Source organism: Curtobacterium sp. USHLN213 (assembly GCF_037144815.1).
Taxonomy (GTDB): domain Bacteria; phylum Actinomycetota; class Actinomycetes; order Actinomycetales; family Microbacteriaceae; genus Curtobacterium.
Window position 1 is genome coordinate 241674 of sequence record NZ_JBBCYQ010000002.1, and the last position, 26409, is coordinate 268082.

At 68.7% G+C, this 26409-nt stretch carries 28 protein-coding genes and 1 tRNA gene; 17 read left to right on the forward strand and 12 right to left on the reverse strand.

The genetic code is table 11. The annotated features are described in order from the left end of the window. Nucleotides 1–39 precede the first annotated feature (39 nt). The 5 genes from lysS (at nucleotide 40) to WFH25_RS03775 (ending at nucleotide 3690) form a co-directional block, all read left to right on the forward strand. A complete protein-coding gene (gene lysS, locus WFH25_RS03755; protein WP_336696856.1) occupies nucleotides 40–1560 on the forward strand; it encodes a lysine--tRNA ligase in 1521 nt (506 codons plus the stop codon). Between the two features lie 41 nt (nucleotides 1561–1601). Further along, nucleotides 1602–1805: a hypothetical protein gene (locus WFH25_RS03760; protein WP_031262806.1), complete on the forward strand. Its 204-nt coding sequence runs from the start codon at nucleotides 1602–1604 to the stop codon at nucleotides 1803–1805. A 72-nt stretch (nucleotides 1806–1877) separates the two neighbouring features. After that, a complete protein-coding gene (locus WFH25_RS03765) occupies nucleotides 1878–2048 on the forward strand; it encodes a hypothetical protein (protein WP_336696857.1) in 171 nt (56 codons plus the stop codon). Between the two features lie 63 nt (nucleotides 2049–2111). Then, entirely contained in the window at nucleotides 2112–2279 is a 168-nt protein-coding gene (locus WFH25_RS03770) for a hypothetical protein (RefSeq protein ID WP_156794796.1), read from the forward strand. A 340-nt stretch (nucleotides 2280–2619) separates the two neighbouring features. Continuing rightward, nucleotides 2620–3690, forward strand: a complete 1071-nt coding sequence (locus tag WFH25_RS03775; RefSeq protein WP_070417318.1) for a sigma-70 family RNA polymerase sigma factor — start codon at nucleotides 2620–2622, stop codon at nucleotides 3688–3690. 164 nt (nucleotides 3691–3854) lie between these two features. On the opposite strand, the gene WFH25_RS03780 is transcribed toward WFH25_RS03775, so the two are convergent. After that, the gene (locus WFH25_RS03780) at nucleotides 3855–4787 is read right to left on the reverse strand and encodes an NAD(+)/NADH kinase (RefSeq protein ID WP_070417317.1); all 933 of its coding nucleotides are present in this window, start codon (nucleotides 4785–4787) and stop codon (nucleotides 3855–3857) included. A gap of 71 nt (nucleotides 4788–4858) precedes the next feature. Here WFH25_RS03780 and WFH25_RS03785 point away from each other — a divergent pair, with 71 nt between their 5' ends. Together WFH25_RS03785 and WFH25_RS03790 are read left to right on the forward strand one after the other, a co-directional pair. Then, on the forward strand, nucleotides 4859–5335 hold the full coding sequence (locus tag WFH25_RS03785; protein WP_070417316.1) for a Clp protease N-terminal domain-containing protein: 477 nt from the start codon (nucleotides 4859–4861) through the stop codon (nucleotides 5333–5335). Nucleotides 5336–5612: 277 nt separating this feature from the next. Next, the gene (locus tag WFH25_RS03790; protein ID WP_070417315.1) at nucleotides 5613–8129 is read left to right on the forward strand and encodes an ATP-dependent Clp protease ATP-binding subunit; all 2517 of its coding nucleotides are present in this window, start codon (nucleotides 5613–5615) and stop codon (nucleotides 8127–8129) included. A gap of 142 nt (nucleotides 8130–8271) precedes the next feature. Here the strand turns inward: WFH25_RS03790 and WFH25_RS03795 are convergent, their stop codons facing one another. The 6 genes from WFH25_RS03795 to WFH25_RS03820 all read right to left on the reverse strand — a co-directional run bounded on the left by WFH25_RS03795 (nucleotide 8272) and on the right by WFH25_RS03820 (nucleotide 12304). After that, on the reverse strand, nucleotides 8272–8484 hold the full coding sequence (locus tag WFH25_RS03795) for a hypothetical protein (protein ID WP_139199319.1): 213 nt from the start codon (nucleotides 8482–8484) through the stop codon (nucleotides 8272–8274). Nucleotides 8485–8772: 288 nt separating this feature from the next. Continuing rightward, a complete protein-coding gene (locus WFH25_RS03800; RefSeq protein ID WP_336696858.1) occupies nucleotides 8773–9771 on the reverse strand; it encodes a hypothetical protein in 999 nt (332 codons plus the stop codon). Further along, complete coding sequence (locus WFH25_RS03805; protein ID WP_336696859.1) at nucleotides 9768–10718, reverse strand: hypothetical protein; 951 nt, start codon at nucleotides 10716–10718, stop codon at nucleotides 9768–9770. The genes WFH25_RS03800 and WFH25_RS03805 overlap by 4 nt, the downstream gene beginning before the upstream one ends. After that, complete coding sequence (locus WFH25_RS03810; protein WP_071296484.1) at nucleotides 10715–11173, reverse strand: hypothetical protein; 459 nt, start codon at nucleotides 11171–11173, stop codon at nucleotides 10715–10717. Before WFH25_RS03810 ends, WFH25_RS03805 begins: the two co-directional genes overlap by 4 nt. Then, on the reverse strand, nucleotides 11170–11613 hold the full coding sequence (locus WFH25_RS03815; RefSeq protein ID WP_070417311.1) for a hypothetical protein: 444 nt from the start codon (nucleotides 11611–11613) through the stop codon (nucleotides 11170–11172). Before WFH25_RS03815 ends, WFH25_RS03810 begins: the two co-directional genes overlap by 4 nt. Nucleotides 11614–11851: 238 nt before the next feature. Then, on the reverse strand, nucleotides 11852–12304 hold the full coding sequence (locus WFH25_RS03820; protein ID WP_070417310.1) for an SRPBCC family protein: 453 nt from the start codon (nucleotides 12302–12304) through the stop codon (nucleotides 11852–11854). A gap of 74 nt (nucleotides 12305–12378) precedes the next feature. Between WFH25_RS03820 and WFH25_RS03825 the strand changes: the two genes are divergently transcribed. Further along, a complete protein-coding gene (locus tag WFH25_RS03825; RefSeq protein WP_070417309.1) occupies nucleotides 12379–12921 on the forward strand; it encodes an amino-acid N-acetyltransferase in 543 nt (180 codons plus the stop codon). A 64-nt stretch (nucleotides 12922–12985) separates the two neighbouring features. Next, nucleotides 12986–13690, forward strand: a complete 705-nt coding sequence (locus WFH25_RS03830) for a hypothetical protein (RefSeq protein ID WP_336696860.1) — start codon at nucleotides 12986–12988, stop codon at nucleotides 13688–13690. A gap of 216 nt (nucleotides 13691–13906) precedes the next feature. Here the strand turns inward: WFH25_RS03830 and cspE are convergent, their stop codons facing one another. Then, nucleotides 13907–14116 carry a transcription antiterminator/RNA stability regulator CspE gene (gene cspE, locus WFH25_RS03835; RefSeq protein ID WP_022907629.1) on the reverse strand — a complete coding sequence of 70 codons (210 nt, stop codon included), beginning with the start codon at nucleotides 14114–14116 and terminating at the stop codon, nucleotides 13907–13909. A gap of 304 nt (nucleotides 14117–14420) precedes the next feature. Between cspE and WFH25_RS03840 the strand changes: the two genes are divergently transcribed. Beyond that, nucleotides 14421–14804: an SseB family protein gene (locus WFH25_RS03840; RefSeq protein WP_071296496.1), complete on the forward strand. Its 384-nt coding sequence runs from the start codon at nucleotides 14421–14423 to the stop codon at nucleotides 14802–14804. 75 nt (nucleotides 14805–14879) lie between these two features. Here WFH25_RS03840 and radA read toward each other — a convergent pair whose 3' ends face one another. Together radA and WFH25_RS03850 are read right to left on the reverse strand one after the other, a co-directional pair. Beyond that, entirely contained in the window at nucleotides 14880–16241 is a 1362-nt protein-coding gene (radA, locus tag WFH25_RS03845; RefSeq protein ID WP_336696861.1) for a DNA repair protein RadA, read from the reverse strand. Between the two features lie 10 nt (nucleotides 16242–16251). Beyond that, nucleotides 16252–17241: an SGNH/GDSL hydrolase family protein gene (locus WFH25_RS03850; RefSeq protein ID WP_092387910.1), complete on the reverse strand. Its 990-nt coding sequence runs from the start codon at nucleotides 17239–17241 to the stop codon at nucleotides 16252–16254. A gap of 142 nt (nucleotides 17242–17383) precedes the next feature. Between WFH25_RS03850 and WFH25_RS03855 the strand changes: the two genes are divergently transcribed. The 3 genes from WFH25_RS03855 (at nucleotide 17384) to WFH25_RS03865 (ending at nucleotide 21487) form a co-directional block, all read left to right on the forward strand. Then, nucleotides 17384–17473: transfer RNA gene (locus WFH25_RS03855), tRNA-Ser, on the forward strand. Between the two features lie 455 nt (nucleotides 17474–17928). Beyond that, a complete protein-coding gene (locus tag WFH25_RS03860; RefSeq protein ID WP_336696862.1) occupies nucleotides 17929–18927 on the forward strand; it encodes an AAA family ATPase in 999 nt (332 codons plus the stop codon). A 4-nt stretch (nucleotides 18928–18931) separates the two neighbouring features. Next, nucleotides 18932–21487, forward strand: coding sequence for a S8 family peptidase (locus tag WFH25_RS03865; protein WP_336696863.1), 2556 nt, complete (start codon nucleotides 18932–18934; stop codon nucleotides 21485–21487). 259 nt (nucleotides 21488–21746) lie between these two features. Here WFH25_RS03865 and WFH25_RS03870 read toward each other — a convergent pair whose 3' ends face one another. Beyond that, entirely contained in the window at nucleotides 21747–21893 is a 147-nt protein-coding gene (locus WFH25_RS03870; RefSeq protein WP_336696864.1) for a hypothetical protein, read from the reverse strand. Between the two features lie 178 nt (nucleotides 21894–22071). Here WFH25_RS03870 and WFH25_RS03875 point away from each other — a divergent pair, with 178 nt between their 5' ends. From WFH25_RS03875 to WFH25_RS03890, 4 genes are all read left to right on the forward strand, one after another. After that, a complete protein-coding gene (locus tag WFH25_RS03875; protein WP_336696865.1) occupies nucleotides 22072–23046 on the forward strand; it encodes a family 43 glycosylhydrolase in 975 nt (324 codons plus the stop codon). 106 nt (nucleotides 23047–23152) lie between these two features. Beyond that, a complete protein-coding gene (locus WFH25_RS03880; RefSeq protein WP_071296470.1) occupies nucleotides 23153–24160 on the forward strand; it encodes a TerC/Alx family metal homeostasis membrane protein in 1008 nt (335 codons plus the stop codon). A 232-nt stretch (nucleotides 24161–24392) separates the two neighbouring features. Beyond that, on the forward strand, nucleotides 24393–25394 hold the full coding sequence (locus WFH25_RS03885) for an aldo/keto reductase (protein ID WP_336696866.1): 1002 nt from the start codon (nucleotides 24393–24395) through the stop codon (nucleotides 25392–25394). An 80-nt stretch (nucleotides 25395–25474) separates the two neighbouring features. Continuing rightward, a complete protein-coding gene (locus WFH25_RS03890) occupies nucleotides 25475–25834 on the forward strand; it encodes a UBP-type zinc finger domain-containing protein (protein WP_229085849.1) in 360 nt (119 codons plus the stop codon). 24 nt (nucleotides 25835–25858) lie between these two features. Here the strand turns inward: WFH25_RS03890 and msrA are convergent, their stop codons facing one another. Further along, entirely contained in the window at nucleotides 25859–26380 is a 522-nt protein-coding gene (gene msrA / locus WFH25_RS03895) for a peptide-methionine (S)-S-oxide reductase MsrA (RefSeq protein ID WP_092387936.1), read from the reverse strand. Nucleotides 26381–26409 lie beyond the last annotated feature (29 nt).

The window sequence follows — 26409 nt, forward strand, 5'->3', positions numbered from 1 at the left end:
GATTTCCGGGACCCCCACGACCATCGGAGCCGCACCAGCATGACCGACGAGACCGCACCCGCCACCGAGCCCTCCGCCGCCGAGATCGCCGCGGCGGAGACCAGCGAGCAGCGACAGGTCCGGCTCGACAAGCGGGCGAAGCTCCTCGAATCGGGGATCGAGGCGTACCCGGCGGGGCTGCCGGTCACCACCACCATCCCCGCGGTCCGTGCGCAGTACGCGCACCTCGAGACCGGCGAGGAGACCCAGGACGTCGTCGGGATCGCCGGCCGCATCGTGTTCTCGCGCAACACCGGCAAGCTCTGCTTCGCGTCCCTGCAGTCCGGTGACGGCTCCCGCATCCAGGCGATGGTGTCCCTCGCCGAGGTGGGCGAGGAATCGCTCGCGCGCTGGAAGGAGTTCGTCGACCTCGGCGACCACGTGTTCGTGCACGGCCGGGTGATCTCCTCGCGGCGGGGCGAGCTGTCGATCATGGTCGACGACTGGCAGATCGCGGCCAAGGCGATCCTGCCGCTGCCGAACCTCCACAACGAACTCAACGAGGAGACGCGGGTCCGCCAGCGCTACCTCGACCTCATCGTGCGCGAGGAGGCCCGGGCCACCGTCCGCGCCCGTGCCGCGGTGATGTCGTCGCTCCGGCAGACCTTCGCTGGTCACGACTACCTCGAGGTCGAGACCCCGATGCTGCAGACCCAGCACGGCGGTGCCTCGGCGCGGCCCTTCGTCACGCACTCGAACGCGTTCGACACCGAGCTGTACCTCCGCATCGCGCCGGAGCTCTTCCTCAAGCGCGCCGTGGTCGGCGGCATCGACCGGGTGTTCGAGGTGAACCGGAACTTCCGCAACGAGGGCGCCGACTCGACGCACTCGCCCGAGTTCGCGATGCTCGAGGCCTACCAGGCGTACGGCGACTACGAGCAGATGGCCGACCTGACCCAGGAGCTCGTGCAGAACTCCGCGCGTGCGGTGACCGGCGGCTCGCTCGAGGTCACCTGGGCGGACGGTACGACGTACGACCTCGGCGGCGAGTGGCCGCGCATCGACATGTACGGGTCGCTGTCCGAGGCGGCCGGTCGCGAGATCACCCCGGAGACGCCGCTGTCCGAGCTGCGGGCGCTCGCCGATGCCGAGGGTGTCGAGGTCGCGCACGCCACGCACGGCAAGTACGTCGAAGAGCTCTGGGAGCACTTCGTCATCGACTCGCTCGACCGCCCGACGTTCGTCATGAACTTCCCGGTCGACACCTCGCCGCTGACCCGCGAGCACCGCAGCCGTCCGGGCATCGTCGAGAAGTGGGACCTCTACGTCCGTGGCTTCGAGCTGGCGACGGCGTACTCCGAGCTCGTCGACCCGGTCGTGCAGCGGGAGCGGTTCGTCGAGCAGGCGAAGCTCGCTGCGGGCGGCGACCTCGAGGCCATGCGCGTCGACGAGGAGTTCCTGCGGGCACTCGAGCACGCGATGCCGCCGTCGGGGGGCATGGGCATGGGCATCGACCGGCTCCTCATGGCCATCACGGGCCTGGGCATCCGCGAGACGATCCTGTTCCCGTTGGTGAAGTAGGACCCAGCTGACGGCTCCGTTCCGGGGGTTAGGATGCTCGGGTGCCGCATGGAGTCGTGACCGGGATCATCTTCGCCCTGACGCCGACCGTCGTGGTCGGCCTCATCTTCTGGTTCGTGATGCGCGCCATCATGCGGGCCGACCGCACCGAGCGTGCCGCGTACGCCAAGGTCGAGGCCGAGGAGCGTGCCCGCTTCGAGCGTGAGCACGGCGTGCCGGCACCGGCGCCTGCCTCTGCGGAGTAACCCGCTCCCGATCCGGAGCCGCCCGCGGTCGACGTCACCCGGTGTTCACCGCGCGGTGCGACCCTGGCGTGCATGCGCGCGACGCCGGACGGTACGGACCCCGACCCCGACCTCGACGCCGACCCCGACCTCGCCGACCTCGATCCCGATGACGCCTTCGGGCACCCGGCGGTCGCGGATCCCGCTCGCGACGACACCGTGTGGCCCGACGGCGAGGGCGACGACGACGACATCGACGTCTGAGCGTCCGGACACCGTCACCGGCCGTTCACCCCGACGTCGTCTGCCGGGGTGAGCATCGTCCGCATGTCCATCACGCAGATCATCTCCGGTGGTGTCCTCGCGAACCGCGGGGGCGTCTTCACCGGCCGCAGCCTCGTCGGCGACATCGAGAGCGAGTACGACGAGTTCGACCGAGACGCTGACCTCGAGGTCTCGAAGCGTCGCGAGGGGTGGCTCGAGCCCTCCTGGTGACCCCCGCCCGTTCGGTTTTCGGGGTACGACGACCGGATCGCCACGATCCGGACCGCCGTACCCCTTTTTCGTGTCCACTGGACGCGGCGGCCCGGGGTACAGGATCGGAAACGAGCAAGAAACACCGATGCAACGCCGGAAACACGGCGACATCCCCTTGATTCTCGACCGTGCGGGGGACCAGACTGACGACAGGCTGTACCCCTCGGGGGACGGTATCCATGGTGAAGCACGGAGAAGCCTGAGAATCGATCCGATCGGTTTGTGGGGTACACCTCCGGAACGCTTTACTCGTGACACCCCCAACGAGGTCATCACCCGTCGAACGCAGGGAGTCATCATGACGATCGCAACCGCAGCACCCAAGACGACGACCACCGGCACCACCGCACGTCGCACCAAGAAGACGACCGCAGCGAAGGCTCCGGTCACCGCGGTCGAGACCACCACGCTCGACACCGAGGTCGAGGCCGACGAGCAGCTCGCGGGTGTCCGCGGCGCCTCGGTCGACCAGGTGGGCGACTACCTCCGCCACATCGGCCGGCTCTCGCTCCTCACCGCCGAGGAAGAAGCCGAGATCGCCCGCCGCATCGAGGTCGGCCTCTTCGCCGGGGAGAAGCTCGCCACCGAGAAGGGCCTCGCGAAGACCCTGCAGCGTGAACTGCGCTGGCTCGTCCGTGACGGTGAGCGCGCCAAGGAGCGCATGATCACCTCGAACCTCCGCCTCGTCGTGAGCATCGCCAAGCGCTACTCGCAGCGCGGCCTGCCCTTCATGGACGTCATCCAGGAAGGCAACCTCGGCCTGGTCCGCGCGGTCGAGAAGTTCGACTTCACGCAGGGCTACAAGTTCTCGACGTACGCCACATGGTGGATCCGTCAGGCGATCTCCCGCGGTCTCGCCGACAAGGCACGCACGATCCGCATCCCGGTCCACACGGTCGAGCTGATCAACAAGATCTCCCGCACCGAGCGCGACCTCACCGTCGACCTCGGCCGCGCGCCGATGCCGGACGAGGTCGCGGCCGAGCTCAGCATGAGTGTCGACGAGCTCGTCGACCTCAAGGGCCGCTCGCACGAACCGGTGTCGATCCACACCGTGGTCGGCGACTCGGACGACAGCGAGCTCGGCGACTTCATCGAGGACGAGGACGCTGCGTCCCCGAACGAGCTGACCGAGACGACGCTGCTCCACCGCGACATCCGCTCGATCGTCGCCGAACTGCCGAGCGACGAGGCGAACGTGATCCGCATGCGCTACGGCCTCGACGACGACAAGCCGATGACGCTCGACGAGATCTCGAAGATCGTCCACACGACCCGCCAGGCGGTCAGCCGTGTGGAGTCCCGCGCCAAGCTGCGGCTCTTCGCCAAGGCGGTCTCGCAGGACATGCAGCTGTACCTGACCGACTAGGTCAGTGGACTTCGGCCGGCGCGTGAGTGCCGGCACGGGGAACCGGGTCGTTCTGTGGGAAGACGATCCGGTGGGGTGATGGGACGGCCCGCTCGCGCTTCGGCGTGAGCGGGCCATTCACGTTCCCGGAACCGAGCGGTGCGCAGGGCGCAGGGCGCGGCCCGCTACTCCTCGACCTCGCGCCCGAGCTTCTGGCGGAGGTCCTGGGGGATGAGCTCGATGAGCTGGTCCGGTCGCACGGGCAGGTCGAGCAGGCTGAGCTTCACGCGTCCGGTCCGCCCGTGGCGCTCGGCGTCGAGGCGGACCACGCTGCCGGCGTCCTTCCGCAGCCGCACGTCGATCTGCGCACCGGTGGCGACCTCGCCGACGACGAGTCCGTCGACCTCGAGCGCTGCGCTGCGGGTGCCCTCGGCGATGTCGAACCGGTAGCGCTCGCGAGCGGCGAGGACCACGGCACGGTCGATCCCGGCCATCGGCGCGACCGGGGTCACGACGGAGCCGGACAGTGCAGGGGAGAGGACGGGGCCACCGGCGGCGTAGTTGTACGCGGTGGACCCGGCCGGGGTCGCGGCGACGATGGCGTCCGCCCGGTAGTAGCCGTACCCGAGCCCGCCGACACTGAGGTCCGCGGAGACCTGCCCGGCGCCCGGTCGTCGCACGATCGTGAGGTCGTTGAACGCGAGGTAGTCGGTGCGGGCTCCGCTCCAGAACAGCCGGGCCTCGAGGGCGTGGTGCGGTTCGAGCTGGTAGTCGCCGGCGGACAGTCGCTCGAGCGCGACCTCGAGCTCGGGCGGCTCGATCTCGACGAGGAAGCCCACGTTGCCGTAGTTGACCCCGAGCACCGGCACCGGACGCTTCGCCACGAGCCGCATGGCCCCGAGCATCGTGCCGTCCCCGCCGAGTGCGACGACGAGGTCGACCTCCTCCGTGAAGTCCTCGTCCCCGATCACGTCGACCCCGCCGCCGATGCGCTGGACGTCGGCGCGGCGGGCGACGAGGCGTCCGCGGCCGGAGGCGTTCCAACGCTGCAGGGTCGCGACGGACTCCTGCACGTTCTTGGTCGGGTGGACGACGAGTCCGACGACGGGCTGCTCCATGGTCGCGATCGTACCGATCGCGCCCGGGATCTCCTCTGGCGGACCGCTCACACATGAGATATTCTGCATGTATGCAGATCGCCACGCTCTCCGTCGCCCTGCCCACACTCCGGCACGGACGCGAGATCGTGCTCCTCGCGGAACAGGAGTCACTGGAGACCGGGTTCGGCTTCCTCGACGCCGAACACCTCCTCGTCGCCGCGGTCACGCTCTGCAGCGGGATGCCCCGCTTCCTCGACGTCCTCGACGCGCACGGCGTCACGCCGGACCGCGTCCGCACCGCCAGCAGTGCCTTCGTCGGCGCCGGGGCTCCCGGACCGGTCTCGCCCGACCGGGTCACGTGCACACCGGCCGCGGCGCGGGTGCTGGCCCGTGCCGCACAGCTCGCCGGCCCGGCGGAACGCGTCCGACCGCACCACGTGCTGCTCGCGGTGCTGGACGGCATCGACGATCCGTTCACAGGGGCCGCGCACGACGTCCTCGACGGTCTCGGTGTCGACCCGCGCCGCTTCCGCCGCGCCCTGCGTCGCGCCGCACGACGCGCCTGACGCGCCCCGCGCCGCCCCGCGCCACGCGGCCCGCGCCGACCCGCGGCCCGCGCCGGCCCGCGCCGACCCGACACCCGGCGCGACCCGCCGCGCGACCCCCGTGAGCACCACCGGGCGCAGGCTCCGGGGCGGACCCGCACCGCGCCTCCCGACCGTCCCCTGTTCACCGGACGCAACGAGGTCACGCCCACGGCGAACAGGGGCAGACCACCCGGGGTGCGCTGGTTACTCTCGATGTACGTCACCGGACTTCCACGAGCCCGGCAAGGGAGAGCACATGTTCGAGAGATTCACCGACCGAGCCCGTCGTGTTGTCGTCCTCGCTCAAGAAGAAGCGAAGATGCTCAACCACAACTACATCGGCACCGAGCACATCCTCCTCGGCCTCATCCACGAGGGCGAGGGCGTCGCCGCCAAGGCGCTGGAGTCGCTCGGCATCTCGCTCGATGCCGTCCGCGAGCAGGTCCAGGACATCATCGGGCAGGGCCAGCAGCAGCCGACCGGGCACATCCCGTTCACGCCGCGCGCCAAGAAGGTGCTCGAGCTGTCCCTGCGCGAGGCGCTGCAGCTCGGCCACAACTACATCGGCACCGAGCACATCCTCCTCGGCCTCATCCGCGAGGGCGAGGGCGTCGCCGCCCAGGTGCTCGTCAAGCTCGGCGCGGACCTCAACCGCGTCCGTCAGCAGGTCATCCAGCTCCTGTCCGGCTACCAGGGCAAGGAAGCGGTCGCCGTCGGCGGCGAGCAGCAGCAGAACGCCCAGCAGGGTTCGCAGGTCCTCGACCAGTTCGGTCGGAACCTCACCCAGGCGGCGCGTGACGGCAAGCTCGACCCGGTCATCGGCCGCGAGAAGGAGATGGAGCGGGTCATGCAGATCCTCTCCCGCCGCTCCAAGAACAACCCCGTCCTGATCGGTGAGCCCGGCGTCGGCAAGACCGCCGTCGTCGAGGGCCTCGCCCAGGCGATCGTCAAGGGCGACGTGCCCGAGACGCTGAAGGACAAGCAGCTCTACTCGCTCGACCTCGGGTCGCTCATCGCCGGGTCCCGCTACCGCGGTGACTTCGAGGAGCGCCTCAAGAAGGTCACGAAGGAGATCCGCACCCGCGGCGACATCATCGTCTTCATCGACGAGATCCACACCCTCGTGGGTGCCGGTGCTGCCGAGGGCGCGATCGACGCCGCTTCCATCCTCAAGCCGCTGCTCGCACGCGGTGAGCTCCAGACCATCGGTGCCACCACGCTCGACGAGTACCGCAAGCACTTCGAGAAGGACGCCGCACTCGAGCGTCGCTTCCAGCCGGTGCAGGTCAATGAGCCGTCGCTGCCCCACGCGATCAACATCCTCAAGGGCCTCCGCGACAAGTACGAGGCGTTCCACAAGGTGTCCATCACCGACGGCGCGATCGTCGCCGCGGCGAACCTCGCGGACCGCTACGTGCAGGACCGTTTCCTGCCGGACAAGGCGATCGACCTGATCGACGAGGCCGGTGCACGCCTCCGCCTGTCGATCCTGTCGGCGCCGCCGGAGCTCCGCGAGTTCGACGAGAAGATCTCGGCGGTCCGCGGGCAGAAGGAAGCCGCGATCGAGGAGCAGGACTTCGAGAAGGCCGCTTCGCTCCGTGACGAGGAGAAGAAGCTCCTCGGCGAGCGTCTCCGCCTCGAGAAGCAGTGGCGTGCGGGTGACGTCGCCGCGTCCGGCACCGTCGACGAGGGCATCATCGCCGAGGTCCTGGCGCAGGCCACGGGCATCCCGGTGTTCAAGCTCACCGAAGAGGAGACCTCGCGTCTCGTCTTCATGGAGAAGGCACTGCACGAGCGCGTCATCGGTCAGGAAGAGGCCATCTCGGCCCTCTCCAAGACCATCCGCCGCACCCGCGCCGGCCTGAAGGACCCGAACCGTCCCTCCGGCTCGTTCATCTTCGCCGGCCCCACGGGCGTCGGGAAGACCGAGCTCGCCAAGGCGCTCGCCGAGTTCCTCTTCGACGACGAGGGTGCGCTGATCTCCCTCGACATGTCGGAGTTCGGCGAGAAGCACACCGTCTCGCGACTCTTCGGCGCCCCTCCCGGGTTCGTCGGGTTCGAGGAGGGCGGCCAGCTCACCGAGAAGGTGCGTCGCAAGCCGTTCTCCGTGGTCCTCTTCGACGAGATCGAGAAGGCCCACCCGGACATCTTCAACTCGCTGCTGCAGGTCCTCGAAGAGGGTCGTCTGACCGATGGTCAGGGCCGCGTGGTCGACTTCAAGAACACCGTCATCATCATGACCACGAACCTCGGTTCGCAGGGCATCGCCGGTGGCCCGGTGGGCTTCCAGGTCGAGGGTGACTCCGGTGTCGGCTACGACCGCATGCGCTCGAAGGTGAACGAGGAGCTCAAGAAGCACTTCAAGCCCGAGTTCCTCAACCGCGTCGACGACACGATCGTGTTCCCGCAGCTCTCGCAGCCCGAGCTGCTGCAGATCGTGGACCTCTTCGTGAAGCGCCTGGCGGACCGCCTGCTCGACCGCGACATGACGGTGGAGCTCACGCTCGCCGCCAAGGAGCAGCTCATCAAGGTCGGGTTCGACCCGGCACTCGGTGCCCGCCCGCTCCGCCGCGCGATGCAGCACGAGGTCGAGGACCAGCTGTCCGAGCACATCCTGCAGGGTGAGCTCACGGCCGGCGACCACGTGAAGGTCGACTTCACCGGTGGCGAGTTCCAGTTCGAGACCGGGCGTCAGCCGGGTCGCGAGGAGGTCCTCGCCGGCGCGGCCGCCGTCGAGGCCACGGACACGCCGCAGGGCGAGATCGAGTCCTAGGACCCGGTCACGGACATGACGGGAGGGGGGGGGGGGGCGGGGGCCCGCCCCCCCCCCCCCCCCGGCGGGGGGGGGGCCCCCCCGGGGGGGGGGGGGCGGGGCCCCCCCCCCCCCCCCCCCCCCCGCCACGTCGTGGGTGCGGTCACCCCTGGTGGTCGCGCCCGCGGTGCTTCTCGCGCTTCTCGTGTCGCTTGTGCACGCCGGGCTGCTCGCTCTCGGCCGTGCCGTCCGAGTCGCCGCTCAGTCCGTCCGCCAGGCCGTTGGTCTGGTCGAAGGGGCGTCCGAGTGACTCGTCGTTGAGGTCTGCCACGGAGCGGTGACGCTCGTGGGCTTCGGGTTCGGGTTGATCGTCCATGCGCCGGACGCTACGCGCGGCGCGATGTCGCCCGACCCAGACCCGGGACGGTTCGCGCGTCGCGGTACCACGGGCCCCCGTCCGGGGGTACGGTGGTGACTGCGCGCGAGGGGTTCCCCCCAACACCTCGCACGCAGCGCTCGACCGGTTCCCCCCAACAGGTCGAGACGCGCCGGCCCCGGTCTGTTCGCAGACCGGGGCCGTTGCACGTCGCCGGGGCGCTCGGCGCGCGTCTCGCGTCTCGCGTCTGGCGTCTGGCGTCTGGCGTCTCGCGTCTCGCGTCTCGCGTCAGAGGGTGGCCGCGAAGTCCCGGACGGCCCGCTCCCAGCGCTCCGGGTCCTCGTTCCACTCGAGCGTGTGCGGCGCGGTCCGGAACGCGACCGCCCGGGTCCCCGGACGCGCGGTCTGCGCGGCGACGTCGGCCTCGGCGACGAGGCCGTCGGCCGCCGAGTGCACGAGCAGGGTCGGGGTCGCCGACGCCTGCCACGCGGTCGTCTGGACGGGAGCAGCGGCGCCGGCCAGCCGTGACAGCACGCCGGTGGTCGCGATCCGTGCCGCGACCGTGCCGACGAACGCGGGGAGGTGCGCGCCCGACACCGCACCGCGGAGCGCCGAGGACACGCTGAGCAGCGGCGAGATCCCGACCAGGCCGTCGACCTCGACCCGGGAGGCGGCAACAGAGCACGCGAGCGCCCCCGCAGACCAGCCCTGCAGCACGACCCGGGTGGCCCCGCGGCCCCGGGCCGCGCGGACCGCCGTCACGATGCGGTCGACCGCGCCGGGGTCGAGCGAGCGGAGCGGGAGGTCGGTCGTGTCGACGACCTCGGACGTCGCGCCGAGGGCACGCCAGACCGGGATGCCCCGGAGGACCTGCCGCGGCCCGAGCGACTGCCCGTGCACGTGGACGACGTGCGTGGGCTCGTCACCGGGGACGTCGGTCGGTTCGTCGCCGGGGACGTCCGCGAGGTCGTCGTACAGCAGCGCGTCCCAGCCCCACTCGCCGACGGCTGCCGGGCCGTCCGTGCGCCGCCGGACCGTGTCCCCGTCGATGTCGAGCACCTCCTGCACGCGGACGTCCTGGCCGTCGCGGGTGATCCGGTACGTCCCGGGCAGGCGGGTGTCGCGGGTGGCCACGAACTCGGCATCGGTCGGGGTGGCGCCCCGCACGGTGGCGGTCGCCGAGTACGGCGTGGGGAAGAGCAGCCGACGTGCGACGAACGCGCCCAGCCCGAGCGTCCCGACGGCACCCGCTGCGGTCCCGAGTGCGGCGATGCGTCCACCGGTCATGTGGTCTCCTCCAGTCGTGCGGTGGTGAGCGTCGCGGCGGCCGGGACGTCCTGCCCGGCCTCGCGCGCGCGGTCCTCGATCTCGACGGACAGCCGGTGCAGTCGGCTCCGCCACTGGCGACGCTGCCAGGCGATCGTGAAGTACAGCCCCCGGTTGCCGGACGCGCCCTCGAGCCGCCGGAGATCGGGCTCCAGCGTCCGGAAGCGGACCCGGGCGGCCCGCCAGTCGCGGAACTCGCGGGCCGCGTCGGGCAGCACCCCGCCGGCGGCACCCACGGCGAGCAGGGCCATCGAGGTGAGGAAGACCGGCGCGTAGACCGTGCCGAGCACCCGGACCGCAGCGTCCAGGCCGAGCACGTGCACGGCGTCGAGCGCGACCGCGATGGCCGCGAGCAGGACCATCGCCGCGGCGCCGACGACGAACAGCCAGTACATGCGTCCGAGGCCGTCGCCCTCGCGGAAGGCGCGGAGGACGGCCAGTGCCGACCGGGTGATCACGACGGCGATGTACGTCATCTCGACCGCGGAGTAGAGCGCCGTGGGCAACTGGTCGCCGTACTCGACCATGAACTGCGAGGTGGGCTCGGGGGCGTCGATCAGCACGAACAGCACGACGAGGGCGACGAGGACCAGTGCGACGCCGACGAGCCGACTCGGTCGGAGCAGTCGCGCGGACCGGGCGGCCGCCTCGACCGACTGCGCGAGGGCGAACAGGCCACACACCATCAGGCAGCGGCCGAGCAGGTCGGCGACGTTCGGCGTGCGGGTCAGCCCGCCGAGGAACGTCACGACGTCGGGCTGGTTGATGCTCAGTCCGACGGCGACGAACGCGCAGCAGACCATGAGCCAGGTGACGCTCGCCGACTGGGTCCGGACGAGCCAGAGCCGGACGACGAGGACGGCCAGGATCAGCCAGACCGGGAGTGATCCCCAGACGTGCAGCGTCACCGGAAGATCCCGCGCGGCGCGGTGTCGGGGTCGAGCAGCCCGATCCGCAGGGCGAGCTGGTCGGCGACGAGCTCGACCGCCTGCTCGTGCGGGGTGTCGAGCGACCGGGTGAACGCCGTCCGTCCGGTGAGCAGCCCCGTGTACGCCTCGTGGTCGCAGCCGGGGTCGGCGAGGAACACGTGCGCGAGCTCGTGCAGCACGCAGGCCACCCGGGAGCGCTCGGACAGGTCGGGGCGCGTCTCGAGCAGAGCGTGGTCGGAGCGCTGGATGAGCCGGGCGGAGAGGTCACCGGGCAGTGCGGTCGTGCGGAGCCGGATCGGCTTGCCGAGGGCGGACTCGGCGCGGACGAGCAGCTCCGGCAGCGTCAGTCGCCGGGGGAGTCCGAGCCGCTGCACGCTGCGCCGGGCCTCGGCCTGCTGGCGGCGGGCACCGATCCGGTCGGCGAACGCGCTCACGGCGTCGACCCGGAGTCGTCGAGCCGCCGGACGTGCTCGGTGAAGTCGCGGATCTCGGCCGCGGAGGCGAACTCCCCGAGCCGCCGGGTGGCGAACGCCACGACCTCGCGCTTGCGGAGCTCGAGGACGAGTTCGAGCTGCGCCTGCACCCGCTCCGGGACGTCCGTGTTGCCCGCGGCGTCGGTGAGGTACTCGGATGGCACACCGAAGTAGCCGGCAAGCGCGACGAGCAGGCGCTGGTCACGGACGGCCGGCCCGTTGCCCCCGAGCATGTAGCCCCACCGCGGTCGGCTCATCGAGGCGCCCTGCGCCTCGATCTCCGCCACGATCTCCTTGTAGGAGGGGCGCTGCCCGGAATTGGCCTCGACGACGTCCATCAGGAGCTGCAGCTTGCGTGAGAGCTCGCGTCGGTGTGCGTCGTCGTCGGTGTACTCGATCATGTCTCCCCGCCCTGTACATCTGTCTCAGACATGGTAAAACTGAACCAGCGCGTCGGCCAGCGACACCCACTCTGCCAGGCGCGTGCCCGTTCGTCAGGTCGGCATTTCGTGGGGGGATGCCGAACAGGCGGGTTGCGCCGTGCGGTGGTCGCGAGCCGACGACGGACGGGAGGCGCGCTGCCAGCTGGCACTGCGCCTCCCGTCCCGACCGTGGTCGCGCTCTCGTGCGTCGGCCTGGTCAGGCCTGCACGTCGCCCCGCCACCCGGTGTCGGTGGGCGCCGACTCGACGCGCTCCTTGTAGTTCTGTAGGTCCTTCTTGATGGCGTGACCGCCGACGCCGACCGCTGCGCCGAGCTTCTCGAGGAAGCCGGACGGCTCCCAGTCGATCTGCGCGGTGACGCGGGTCTCGTCGTCGGACAGCTTGTGGAAGGTGACGACGCCGGCGTGGTCGGTCTCGCCGTCCTTGACCGTCCACGCGACCCGCTCGTCGGGGTGCTGCTCGGTGATGAGTGCACGGAACTCGCGCTCCTGGCCGGCGACCTTCACGGTCCAGTCGGTGGTCTTGTCGTCGACCTGGACGATCTTCTCGACCTCGTCGAGGAACTCGGGGAACTCCTCGAAGCGGGTCCACTGGCCGTAGGCAGCTGCGACGGGGACGTTCACGTCGACGGTTTCGATGATCTGAGGCATGACCCGGACGGTAGGCGGCCACGGCTGGGCGCCGTACAGGGGCCTGTCCCCCGGGGCGCACTAGTGTGAGGGAGATGACTGAGCACGGGAAGCACGCGTTCCACGAACGTGACGAGCACGGCATCCTGGTGCGCCCGGCCCTGGCGTCGGACGTCCCGCACATCCAGCGGCTCATCTCGCCCTACGTCGACCGGCGGATCCTGCTCGGCAAGGAGAACGTCGCGCTCTACGGTTCGATCCAGCAGTTCCGGATCGCCGAGGGCCCCGACGGCGTCCCGATCGGGTGCGGTGCGCTCGCCGTGTTCTGGGACGACATCGCCGAGGTGCGCACGCTCGCCCTCGACGCCGACTGGATCCACAAGCGCGTCGGCCACCGCATGCTCGAGGCACTGGAGCACGACGCTCGCGAACTCGGCGTCGCCCGCATCTTCTGCCTCACGTTCGAGGTCGACTTCTTCACGAAGCACGGGTACCTCGAGATCGGCGAGAGCGTCGTCTCGCCCGAGGTGTACGCCGAGCTCGTCCGGTCGTCGGACGAAGGGGTCGCGGAGTTCCTCGACCTCGCACGGGTGAAGCCGAACACGCTCGGCAACACCCGCATGCTGAAGATCCTCTGACGCTTTCGCCTGCCCTCCGGCGGGGTTCCCTCGTCGGGCTCGCGCCGTTGTCTACCCTGTGCGCATGTCGTCGTTCCGTCACCCCGTCGGGCCCGAGAAGCCGGGCGTCTACTGGCGCCGTCGTGCGATGGTCATCGGGGTGCTGCTGCTGATCGTGGTCGTCGTCGTGCTGATCGTGGTCGGGCGGGGTGGGGCGTCTGCTGACCCGGGTTCTTCTCCCACTTCCGCCTCCGCATCGTCTGCCGGGTCGTCGTCGTCGCCGCGTGCCACGCCCTCTGCAGCCGCTTCGCCCTCGGGGTCGGCCTCGTCGTCGGGGTCGGCCTCGGCCTCGTCTTCGGCGTCGGCGTCGGCGTCGGCCAAGGACGGGTCGACGTGTGCGAAGGAACAGATCGAGCTCACGCCCGTCGTCGACAAGACCTCGTACGGCCCCACCGAGGACCCGAAGATCGCCATGTCGATCAAGAACACCGGGTCGAACTCGTGCCACATGGACCTCGGGTCGTCCCAACAGGTCCTCACGATCTCGTCCGGCGAGGAGCAGTACTGGTCGTCGAAGGACTGCCAGACCGGTGGGACCAACCAGGACGTCACGATCAAGGCCGGGCAGACCCTGACCACGCCGGCGATCGCCTGGGACCGGACGCGATCGTCGACGTCGACGTGCGACTCGTCACGGCCGTCGGTCACCGGTGGGGGTGCGAGCTACCACCTGGAGGTGGCGGTGGGGAACATCGAGTCGAAGGCGTCGGTGCAGTTCATCCTCGGGTAGTCCGGCGGTGCTCCCCCTACTACGATGAAGGCAAGTGGATTGGGAATGCCCGATCGGCGTCACACCCCCGGATCTCCGGGGGTTTTCGCTTGTCAGGGGGGTTTTCGCTTGTCCGGGGAGACCTCGAGGCCACGGTCCTCGGTGCTGTAACCGTGTCGTGGAACGGGAACGGGCCCGTCGTCACGAGGACGACGGGCCCGTTCGGGCTGGAGGAGATCAGCCGATGACGGAGATGTTCTCCGCCTGCGGGCCCTTGCGACCCTCGGTGATGTCGAACTCCACCTTCTGGTTCTCCTCGAGCGACTTGTAGCCGTTGCCAGCGATCGCGGAGAAGTGAGCGAAGACGTCAGCGGAGCCGTCGTCCGGGGCGATGAAGCCGAAGCCCTTTTCGTTGTTGAACCACTTGACGGTGCCGGTCGATGCCATGATGGCGTTCCTTACTTTCTTGCCAGTCGACATCTGCAGTCGACTGCCTTGCGATGCGGTATTCGCTACCGCCGATCCACCGACGGATGTCGTCAGATCGATGCGTCCTGCGGGCATGGGGCCGGTAGAACGGGTTCGGGGCCAGGCGGCCGGGGAAGGCCAGTGACCGATGGCGCTCGAGGTGCTGTGCACCGGAAGAACGATGGACTCCCGCCGAAGCGGTTGGTACCAATCTACAGTCTTGTGGCCACAAGGGAAGAGCCGAAGTCGCCGAACGTCGATGAATCTGGTGGACTGGGTCCCGATGGCAGACAAGGAACAGCGTTTCCGGAGCGAACAGCTCGAGGCGGCGCTCGAGAAGCAGGACGTCGCGGCGGTGGCCTTCGCGCTCCGCAACGACATCGTGATCGTCCCCCGGCTCGTCACCGGCAAGAAGGACATGCAGGTGCGGGTGTTCGGGCGTGAGGGCTCCGACAAGCGCATCCTGCTGCTGTTCTCGTCGGCGGACGCGTACACGGCGATGGTGCCGGACGAGAAGGTCCGGCAGGTGATGGTCTACGACGGACCGCGGCTCGAGGAGTTCATCGCGGCGCACCTGGACTCGCTCGAGGGCGTCTTCTTCGACATCGCAGGCCCGCACACGATGCAGGCGACGCCCGAGGACCTGCTGGCGGCGCTCCGAGCCTGACTCCCGCTTGCGTGTGCGTCGTTCGGCGGCGTGTCGCACCGCCGGCTCTGCCGTGATCGGTGCTGCCGTGATCGGTCAGAACGCTCGGTCGAGTTCGCGCTCCCGCTCGTTCGCGGCCAGGGAGAACGCGACCCGCAGTGCTTCGCGGAGGTGCTGGGCGTCCGCGCCGAGCACGGTCGTGAACCCGAGGCGTGCGGCTTCGCTTGCGCGCTGTTTCGTGCCGGTGGTCGGGCGGATCTCGCCCGCGAGGCTGATCTCGCCGACCGCCGCCAGCGTGTGCGGGTACGGGCGGTCGCGGGCGGCACTCGCCAGGGCCAGAGCGATGGCGAGGTCCGCGCCGGGCTCGGTGAGCTTCATGCCGCCCACCGTGGAGACGTAGACGTCGGCATCCGACAGCTTCAGGCCGGCGCGACGTTCGAGCACCGCGAGCAGCATCGCCACGCGGGACGAGTCGACGCCGTTGACGACCCGGCGCGGCTGGGGCGCCGAGGTCGGGACGACGAGTGCCTGCACCTCGACCGGGAGCGCTCGGCGTCCCTCGAGCGCGACGGTCACGCACGTACCGGACACCGGCGCGCCGTTCTTCGACATGAAGAGGCCACTGGGGTCGGGGACCTCGTGGATGCCGTCGCCGGCCATGTCGAAGCAGCCGACCTCGTCCGTGGGGCCAAAGCGGTTCTTGAGCGCACGGACGAACCGGAGTGCGGTCTGCCGATCGCCCTCGAAGTGGCACACGACGTCGACGAGGTGTTCGAGGAGTCGGGGTCCGGCGATCGTGCCGTCCTTCGTCACGTGGCCGACGATGAGGACCGGGAGTGCCCGGTCCTTCGCGACGCGGATCAGCGTGGAGGCAACTTCGCGCACCTGGGACGTGCCACCGGCGATGCCGTCGATCGAGCTCGACGAGATGGTCTGCACCGAGTCGGCGATGAGGAGGTCCGGCTTGACCTGGTCGATCTGGCCGAGGATGACGCCGAGGTCGACCTCGCTCGCCAGGTAGAGGTCGTCGTGCATCGCCCCGGTGCGTTCGGCGCGGAGCCGGACCTGGTCGACGGATTCCTCGGCGCTGACGTAGAGCACGCGCTTGCCGGTCGCTGCCGCTCGTGAAGCGACCTCGAGCAGGAGCGTGGACTTCCCGACGCCGGGCTCGCCGGACAGTAGGACCGCCGCACCCGGGACCACTCCGCCGCCGAGGACGCGGTCGAACTCGCCGATGCCGGTCTGCCAGCGCTGGACCGTTGTTCCGCGGGATTCGGTGATGGGCCGTGCCACGCGGTTGCCCGTGACCGCAACCGAGGCGGTTCCCCGGGTACTGGCCGTGGCCGCAGTGGAGTCCTCGACCGTGCCCCAGGACTGGCACTCGCCGCAGCGGCCGACCCACTTGATGCTGGTCCAGCCGCACTCGGTGCAGCGGTAGAGGGACTGAGCGCGCGCCATGATCGCCAGGCTAGGCGGTGCCGCCGACATCACCCGCGCGGTCGTCCGGACCGTCGGGGCGCGTGTCGGGTCCGGCGTCGGGCAGGGTGACCGACCCGGTCATGCGCTGCCGAAGGCGGTCGATGCGGCCGGGGCGCTCGGCGTGGTCGAGAGCCTCGGCGCCCTCGGTGTCCTGCTCGGCCCGGGCGGTCGCCACCGCTCCGGCTCCGGCGCCGAGGTCCTCGGCTTCACGGGCGGACAGGTAGTGCCGGATCGCGGCGACGACGTCGACCCGAGCATCGACCGCGGGTTCGAACGCGCTCGCCCAGATCTCGTACCCACGGTCGTTCGGGTGGAACAGGTCGCCGTAGCTGTTGAAGAACGTCCGGCGCAGACCGACCCGCTTGGTGATGGTGTGCAGCGGCGCGACCGTGAGCCCGAACTCCTCGGCCACGCGGTGCACGATCTCGTTCGCCACGGCGACCTTGCGCTCACGGTCCGGGACGAACATGCACGGCAGCTCTGCGACGATCGCGTGCGACGGGACCGCGCCGTAGATGTCGCGGATGTTCCGCTCGAACTTGTCGGGGTGGAAGTCGGCGATGTCGTTCGCGCCGATCGACACGGTGCAGATGTCGGGCGTGTAGTTGCGGAGCTTCGGCAGTTGGTCCTTCCGAGCGCCCCACGTCGTCGAGCCGGACACGCTGAGGTTCACCACGCGGACTGACGACCGGGAGCGGTGTCGGATCCGGCGGGCGAGCAGCCCCACGTACCCCCGGTGGGGTTCGCTCGCACCGACGCCCTGCGCTGCCGAGTCACCGATCGCGAGGTACGTGATCTGCCCTTCGTGCTGCAAACGCTCGCGCCACCAGTCGGCGTGCACGGGCAGCAGCTCGCCGACGCGACGGGCGGCGGCGCGCTGGCCACGGACGCCTGCCCGGGCGCCGAAGGCAGCGCCCCCGAGGACGGTGAGGCCGCCGACGACCGACGACAGCAGTGCGATGAGCGTGCGAGATCTCATGCGGTGGACGTTACGCGGACTTCTTCGGGAGGCGATCCGTCCCGACCGGGCCGTGGACGGGCGTCCGGGACCGGACACCTGTGGAGGGGGAGCCGACGCGCGGTGGTGCGTCGCGCCTCCTGGATCGTGTAAACTCTTTCCCGGTACCGTGTCCGAGCGGCCGAAGGATCATGTCTCGAAAACATGTGTGGGGGCAACTCCACCGTGGGTTCAAATCCCACCGGTACCGCCACAGAAAACCCCCGTTCACGCGGGGGTTTTCTTCGTTCGTGGAAGTGGCTCCGGTGCAGGCCCTCCATCCACCGCTTCAGTCCGCCCCTCTCGTGACCGCCATCTCCTCGGCAGGGCTGCATGTCGGGGTTCCTCCCGGGCTGATGCTCAGATCCACTCGCTTGTTTCACGAGCGTACGTGGCGAGTCGAGCGCCGCCGTTGGTTGGCGTTGCACAATATGTAGACCAGTGCCCAGATGTGCGGCAAGGTGCCGAGCGGGACGCCAGAACAGCATGTCCAGGGCTGGCCGCGACCGTCGCTCTGGGCTATACCCCAGAGCAGCGCGAACCCCTTCGTAGGGGAAGGGCTGATGAACCCGGACCGCGTGCTTGCAGGGGTCTCGACGGTACGCACGTAGACTTGGCGCATCGCTCGGTAGGCCGGGTGAAGGTACTGGAGCGCGAAGGGGGCGGACGTTGGCGACCAACGACCAGTTCAAGGCGCTCGTACAAAGCCATGCCGATCGGGATGACCCGCAGTTCTACTCGGTGGCTATGCAAGTGGCCGCGAAGGCGGCACGTGCAGGTAACGAGAAGTTTGCTCGCGAACTGCGCGACATGGTGGATGACCTGCGGCAGCGCCAAGTGGCCTCCGCTCGTGTGGCATCTGTAGTACCCGTTTCTCAACCGCGGGGAGAGCTGGCTTCGCTGTTGTCAGTCTCCTACCCGAGCGCCCGGGCGTCGGACTTAGTGTTACCCAAAGATGTCTCTGATCGCCTTGAGCACGTGCTACTTGAACAACGCCAACGAGATGTGCTCGGTCGGCACGGGTTGAAGCCAGCTCGTCGCCTTCTCCTAATTGGTCCTCCCGGGACTGGCAAGACGTCCACTGCCCGCGTGCTTGCGGGGGAACTCGGTCTGCCACTGTTTGCCATCCGCCTCGATACAATCATCACGAAATTCATGGGAGAGACAGCTGCGAAGCTGCGTCTCATATTTGATGCCCTCGTGGAAGTGCGTGGTGTTTACCTATTCGACGAAGTCGACGCCCTCGCTGGCGACCGTGCAGCGAGTAATGACGTGGGTGAGATTCGACGTGTTTTGAATTCCTTCCTTCAGTTCCTCGAAGACGATCCCTCTGACAGTCTTATCGTTGCCGCAACGAACCATGCTCAGCTGTTAGATCCGGCCATTTTTCGCCGATTCGACACTGTTCTGACCTTCCCACTACCTGACTCGGGGCTCGTGGCGGCTATAGTGAAAAACAGGTTGTCATCCTTCCGAACGGGCAACTTGAGCTGGAAAAGAGTTGAGGCTGCAGCGCAGGGACTCAGTCACGCTGAGATAGCACTTGCTGCCGAGAACGCAGCCAAGCGAACTATTCTTTCAGGGCGAGCGCAAGTACGAACCGATGATCTAGTGGTCGCGCTCGAACATCGACCACGTCCGCTCGATCGAACCCAGGAGAATCTGTAAGGGTATGGCCGAACGAGACCGGCGGCACGTAGTTGTACCCAATCCGCCCGCATATGAACCGTTCACACTCAGCAGTGGCGGGGGTGGCGGTGATCCGGTGTTGTTCAGTGGCGATCGACGTGCGCACGGCAGACTCCTTCGGCGCGAACTCGAGGACGCGCTGCCGCCGGAGAACGATGAACCGATCGACCGTGGCACATATGTAACCTTTGTCTCCTTCCCAGGTTTTGAACTCGCCCTCGAGAGCCTCGACCCGCAGGGGTCGGGGGCGCAGCCCGAGTTGATTTCTGTAGGTCGTGATTCGACCAACGAGGGTGTCGCTCAGGTGGCTACCGTCTACATCCCAGATGGAAAGCGCGAATACTTCTTCAACCGCCTCGACGCTTATGTTGAATCCCTAGAAACTAAATCACTGAAAAACGCCAAGCTTGTCGAGGGGATTCGAGAAATCCGGCGAGCGACGCTGCGAGAGCTGTGGACCGATCCCTACGAGTTGTACCCTACTGACGGGCAAGCACATTGGTGGGAGGTGTGGCTCCGTCGCCGAGACGGGGGCGAGCTGGCGCGTTTCACCAATTTCACGGAAGTGCTTGGGTTAAGCACGAGTCCTCACTACCTCGGATTCGCCGAGCGGACTGTCGTATTAGTGCGTGCGACGCTTGCTCAATTATCCGAAGCGTTCGAATCGCTCGATGACATAGCGGAACTACGGCGGCCCCATGACGTGGCGAGTCTCCTGCCAAGTCTGCCTGCAACCGAGCAAATCGATTGGGTGCGCGAGTTGGAGGGCCGGGTACGTCCTGCAGGCCCTGATGCACCGTCAGTATGCATTCTGGACACTGGCGTGCACCGCACGCATCCGCTGCTTGTCAACTCTCTCCACGCGTCCGACGAGCACGTCGCAGACCCGGCTTGGCTCCTTCGCGCCGTTCTAGGCCATGGGACTGAGATGGCCGGCCTTGCACTTTACGGCGACCTTCAAGCCGCGGTGCTGAGCGAACATGATGTGGCTCTGCAACACCGACTCGAATCGGTCAAGATCTTGCCCGACCAAGGGTCGAATAGCCGTGACATTTATGGAGCGATCACGGCACGTTCGATTGATCGTCCTGAAATCGAAGCTCCGGGGAGGCGGCGAGTGTTTATGCTCGCGGTCACCGCGCCGCGGCCGAAGCGTCCGTCCGGCGCTGACCCCACACAGCTGGAGCGGTACGAGGCCGGTAAGCCAACCTCGTGGTCGGCAACTATCGATGCGCTGGCCTTTGGTCGAGCGATCGACGACACTGACGCGAAGTTGACCTATCTAGATCGGGACGAGCCTCCTACGCCGCGCCTCTTCGTCATATCGGCGGGAAACATTGTCGATCTGGATGCCACCGACAATCACCTAGACAGGAGCGATCTGGAGCAGGTTGAAGACCCTGCGCAGGCGTGGAACGCCCTCGCTGTGGGTGCATATACGGAACGGGATGACATGTCGGGCGCGCACCCGGCATTCTCTGGTTACACGCCGATAGCTCCGCGCGGTGAACTGTCCCCTGTGAGTCGAACGTCACTACTCTTCGATAAGTCGAAGTGGCCTTTCAAGCCGGACGTTGTTGCGGAAGGCGGGAATGTTGCTTCCTCGCCCGACGGGTCAAGTGTGGACACTCCAGAGAACCTCGCGGTCCTCACGACACGGCTTCAAGAGCCTGGCGGAGGATACTTCACGACGACGCGCGATACGTCAGCCGCCACTGCGCAGGTAGCTTCGATCGCCGCGGACGTGCAGGCTAATTACCCGGGTCTTCGTCCCGAAACGATCCGAGCGCTGGTCGTGCACTCCGCGGAGTGGACGCCAGCAATGCTTGCTCAATTCAACCAGGATGAAGCTAAAACAGCTCGTTCGATGTTGTTGCGACGATATGGCATGGGTGTGCCCAGCTTAAATCGAGCGTTGAGGAGCGCAACAGATGCCCTAACTCTGGTCGCTGAAGCTCGCATACAGCCTTATGAGCGGGAGGGAAATACCGCAAAGGGGAAGGTGCGTCAAATGAACCTGCACGAACTTCCATGGCCGACGGAACAATTGCAGGACCTAGGAAACACCGACGTCCGTTTGCGCGTCACGCTATCCTACTTCGTGGAACCTAATCCCTCGGACCGCGGGTGGACCGGCCGTTATCGGTACCCTTCTCACGGTCTTCGGTTTGCGACGAAGCGCCCAGAGGATAGCGTCGAAAACTTTCGGAAGCGAATTAATAAGCGCGCCCGAGACGCCGGCGCGAAGCCAGCGTCGCTAGACACTGAGGTGGGATGGTGGTTCGGCAGTAACCAGCAGCAGTCTGCTGGGTCTCTTCATACCGACATCTGGACTGGGCCGGCGATTGACTTGGCAAGCAAGGGTGCGATTGCCGTGTATCCGGTTGCGGGCTGGTGGAAAGACCGCCCGCGATACGATCAGAGCGATCGAGGCGTCGAGTACTCGCTGGTAGTTAGTATTGAAGCACCCTCTGTTGAGGTAGACTTGTGGACCCCTGTATCGCAACAAATTGAGACGCCCGTTGTCATCACTTCTTAATCGAATGGCACAACGTCGAGGTCTACGTTGCTGATGTGACATAGGAGGCCGCTATCGGCGCCGACGAGGAACGGCCTCAGTCATGGGTGCCGCCTGTTCGTCGCCGAAGAGTGTTAGTGGTGCGGCGTCGTGCACGTCGCGGACGGCCTGGCTGATGCGGCCACAGCTCGAGACCTCGTCACCGTTCCCGTTCGCTCACTCGCAGGTCTTCGTGAGCGCGTCGATTGATGTGCTTCGGTGCGTTCGTCCCGTCGTCGGCTCAGTGCTCGCTCGAGAGTGCGACGGCGATCGTGCCGATCCGCCCCTCGCCCCACGTCGAGCGGATCGTCGCTTCGTCGCGCGCCCTGCGCCGGTCGTACTCGCGCTGCGCGGACGCGCCTGCGCCGGTCGTGTGGTCGGTCGCCATGGACCCATCCAGGCAGACGACGAGCCCCGTCTGCGAGCCCCAGTGCGAGGCGCGCGAAGGACGAGACGCGACGGTCGGACCACCGGACAGGAGGCGCGACACCGGACGCCAGCCGTGCCTCCAGTCCGACAAGCGGTCACGCTGGTCCGCGCACGCCGACGGGGCGCAGAGTGGAGCGATGCCGACATCCGCACCCGACCCCGCCGCGACGCCACAGGCCGTGCGCCTCCTCGGCGCCCCCTGGGGCGACACGTCCCGCCGCGGCCGCCCCTACGCGAAGGACCCCTCCGTCATCCGGTTCGGCGGCCGGTACCTGCTGTACTGCTCGCTCCCGTCCGCGAGCGACGACGAGCCGGAGGGCTGGTCGGTCGGCATCGCCGAGAGCGACGACCTCGTCACGTGGCGGACCGTGGCCGTGCTGCCGTCGTTCGGGGAGTACGACCGCAGCGGTGCGGCAGCGCCCGGCGCGGTGGTGATCGACGGACGCGTCCACCTGTTCTTCCAGACCTACGGCCGCGGCCGCGAGGACTCGATCTGCCACGCGGTCAGCGACGACGGCCTGACCTTCACGCCGAACCCGGAGAACCCGGTGTTCCGCCCGACGGGGGAGTGGACCTGCGGCCGAGCGATCGACGCGGACCTGGTGGTCGCGGGCGACTGGCTGCTGCTCGGGTGGGTGACGCGGGACCCGACGATGACGACGCAGTTGTTCGGGACGGCACGAGCGCCGTTGGGCAGCGCGTACGGCCGCGGCGACTGGGAGCAGCTGTCCATCGACGGGCCGGCGCTGGCCCCGGAGCTGCCGTGGGAGCAGGACTGCATCGAGGCACCGGCGCTGCGGTGGGACGGCGAGACGTTCACGGTGTTCTACGCGGGCGCGTACAACAACCAGCCGCAGCAGATCGGGTGGGCGACGAGCCCGGACGGCCGGACGTGGACCCGCGGCTCCGACGAGCCGCTCGTGCCGGCGGGGCCGGAGGGGGCGTGGAACCACTCCGAGTCCGGCCACCCGGGCTTCTTCCGCGACGAGGACGGGCGCGAGTACCTGTTCTTCCAGGGCAACCCGGACGACGGACACACGTGGTGCATCGCTGCGACGGAACTGACGTTCGTCGATGGTGCGCCGGTCGTGCAGGCGGACCCCGTGGGCTGACCCCGCCGGGTCGAGGCGGTCACGAACCGCGCCGTCGAGTGCGGGGCCGGCCCGCGCGCGTGGCAAGCTTGGACGTCCCCGACGCCCCCAACCAGGAAGGCCCCGGATGCTCGAGCTCCCGGCCGTGTTCGAAGTCGGCTCCCTGATCGCCATCGTGGCGATCCTGCTGGCCGACCTCCTCGTCGTCGCGCGGCGTCCGCACGTGCCGACGCTCAAGGAGTCCGGCCTGTGGGTGGGCCTCTACGTCGGCCTCGCGCTGCTGTTCGCCGTCGCGATGTTCGTCTTCGCCGGTGGGGAACCGGCCGGGCAGTTCCTCGCGGGCTGGTTGACCGAGTACAGCCTGAGCATCGACAACCTCTTCGTGTTCGTCATCCTCATGGCGCGGTTCTCCGTGCCGAAGGCGATCCAGCAGGAGGTGCTCATGCTCGGCATCATCATCGCGCTGGTCCTGCGCGGCGTCTTCATCCTGCTCGGCGCCCGTCTGATCGAGGACTTCTCGTGGATCTTCTACCTCTTCGGCGCGTGGCTGGTGTGGACGGCGATCCAGCAGCTCCGTGGCGAGGACGACGACGATGACAAGGACAGCCTCATCGTGCGGCTGCTCCGGCGTCGGATCCGCATCACCGACACCTACGACGGCATGAAGTTCCGCATCGTGCAGGACGGCGCACGGCACTTCACGCCGCTGCTGGTGGTCCTCATCGCGATCGGGACGACCGACCTGCTGTTCGCGCTCGACTCGATCCCGGCGATCTTCGGCATCACCGAGAGCGCGTTCATCGTGTTCACCGCGAACGTCTTCGCCCTGATGGGCCTGCGGCAGCTGTACTTCCTGCTCGGCGGGTTGCTCGAGCGGCTGGTCTACCTCAAGTACGGGATCGCGGCGATCCTCGCCTTCATCGGCGTGAAGCTCGTGCTGCACGCACTGCACGGCAACGAGCTGCCGTTCATCAACGGTGGGGAGCACGTCGAGTGGGCGCCGGAGATCGGCACCGGGGTGTCGTTGCTGGTCATCGTCGTGGCGATGGGCGTGGCGACCGGGGCGAGCCTGCTGCGGATGCGCCGCGAGGACGAGTCGCACGACGAGGTCTCCCGCGACGCCGGCACGGCGTAGCGGTCCTGCACCGCGCCCGTCGCGCGCGTCCGGCGGTGGACGCACCACGAGACGGACTGGAGGCGCGGGTCGGGCCCGCACCGTCCCTCCAGGCACAGCCGTCACCGCGCTGGCGCGGTGCGCCGGAACCGGCTGGTGGGGTCCACCTCCCGTCCGTCACCGGGTCGCGTCCGCAGTCCGCTAGCGTCGACACCGGACCCCGCCACCCCCTCACGAACCGGATCGAGCAACGATGCCTGACGTCCACCGCCCCGCCGACGACCGCTACGAGCGACTCCCGTACCAGCGCGTCGGGAGGAGCGGCCTGCTCCTGCCCCGCATCTCCCTCGGGCTCTGGAACAACTTCGGCGCCGACCGAGCCCTCACGACCCAGCGCGACATCGTGCTGCACGCGTTCGACCGCGGGATCACCCACTTCGACCTCGCGAACAACTACGGCCCGCCGCCCGGAGCCGCCGAGGAGCAGTTCGGTCGCATCCTCGAGTCGGACCTCCGACCGTTCCGCGACGAGATCGTGGTGTCGACGAAGGCCGGCTACGACATGTGGCCCGGTCCGTACGGCAACTGGGGCTCGCGCAAGTCCATGCTCGCCTCGCTCGACCAGTCGCTCGGACGCCTCGGGCTCGAGTACGTCGACGTCTTCTACTCGCACCGGCCGGACCCCGAGACCCCGATCGAGGAGACCGTCAGCGCCCTCGTGACCGCGGTCCGCTCGGGCAAGGCGCTCTACGCAGGCATCTCGAACTACGACCCGGCGCAGACGGCCGCCGCGGCCGAGGCGCTCGCCGCTGAGAACATCCACCTGCTCATCCACCAGCCGCGCTACAACATGTTCGACCGGGTCCCCGAGGACGGGCTCTTCGACGAGCTGCTCCGTCTGGGGACCGGCGCGATCGTGTTCTCCCCGCTGGCCGGTGGGCTGCTGACGGACCGCTACCTCGACGGCTCGGTGCCGGTCGGGTCGCGGGCGGCGGAGGGGCGCTGGTTCGGCGCGGACCGGATCGACGACGAGTACCTGACGACCGCGCGCGCCCTGAACGACATCGCCGTGTCCCGTGGGCAGACGCTCGCGCAGCTCGCCATCACGTGGGTGCTCCGGCAGCCGGCGGTCACGTCCGCGCTCGTCGGGGCGTCGAGCGTCCGGCAGCTCGACGGGACGCTCGACGCGCTCGATGGTGCGCCACTGACCGACGAGGAGCTCGCGGCCATCGACGCGCTGGTGCCGCGCGGCTGAGTCCGGGTGGCGCGCTGGCCGCGGGGCTGCGTCCGGGCGGCACCCTGGCCGCGGGGCTCCGTCCGGGCCAGGATGGTCCCATGACGGACCACGCCGAGATGATCCACCCCGACGTCGCACCGAGCGGACCCGGGTGCGTCGAGTGCGACGCCACCGGGTCCTGGTGGGTGCACCTGCGCCGGTGCGCCGCGTGCGGCCACGTCGGCTGCTGCGACGACTCGCTGGACACCCACGCCACCCGGCACTGGGAGGCGACCGGGCACGCGGTCATCCAGAGCTACGAGCCCGGCGAGACGTGGTCGTACGACTACCGCGACCACTCCACGTTCGAGGGCGTCGAGCTCGCGGCGCCGACGAGCCACCCCGTGGAACAGGCAGTCCCCGGGCCGGCGGATCGCCTACCCGGGGACTGGTTGGAACTGCTCGGCGGGTCGCGCTGACCCGCCGCGTCCGATCAGGACGCGCTAGCTCGCGCTGACGGCCTCGTCGCGGCGCGGGAGCGTCCAGCCCGGGCGCACGAAGTGGCACGTGTAGCCGTGCGGGTGCTTCTCGAGGTAGTCCTGGTGCTCCTCCTCGGCCTCCCAGAAGTCGCCAGCGGGCTCGACCTCGGTGACGACCTTGCCCGGCCAGATGCCCGACGCGTCGACGTCGGCGATCGTGTCGAGGGCGACCTCACGCTGCTCGTCGTTCGTGTAGAACACCGCGGAGCGGTAGCTGCGGCCGACGTCGTTGCCCTGGCGGTCCTTCGTCGACGGGTCGTGGATCTGGAAGAAGAACTCGAGCAGGTCGCGGTACGAGATCTGCGACGGGTCGAAGACGATCTCGACCGACTCGGCGTGGTCGCCGTGGTTCCGGTAGGTGGCGTTCGGGGTGTCGCCGCCGGAGTACCCGACGCGCGTGCTGATCACACCGGGACGGCGACGGAGTAGCTGCTGCGCTCCCCAGAAACACCCGCCGGCGAGGATGGCGGTTTCGGTGGTGGTCATGGTGGCCTCCTGGGTTCGGGAGTGCCGCT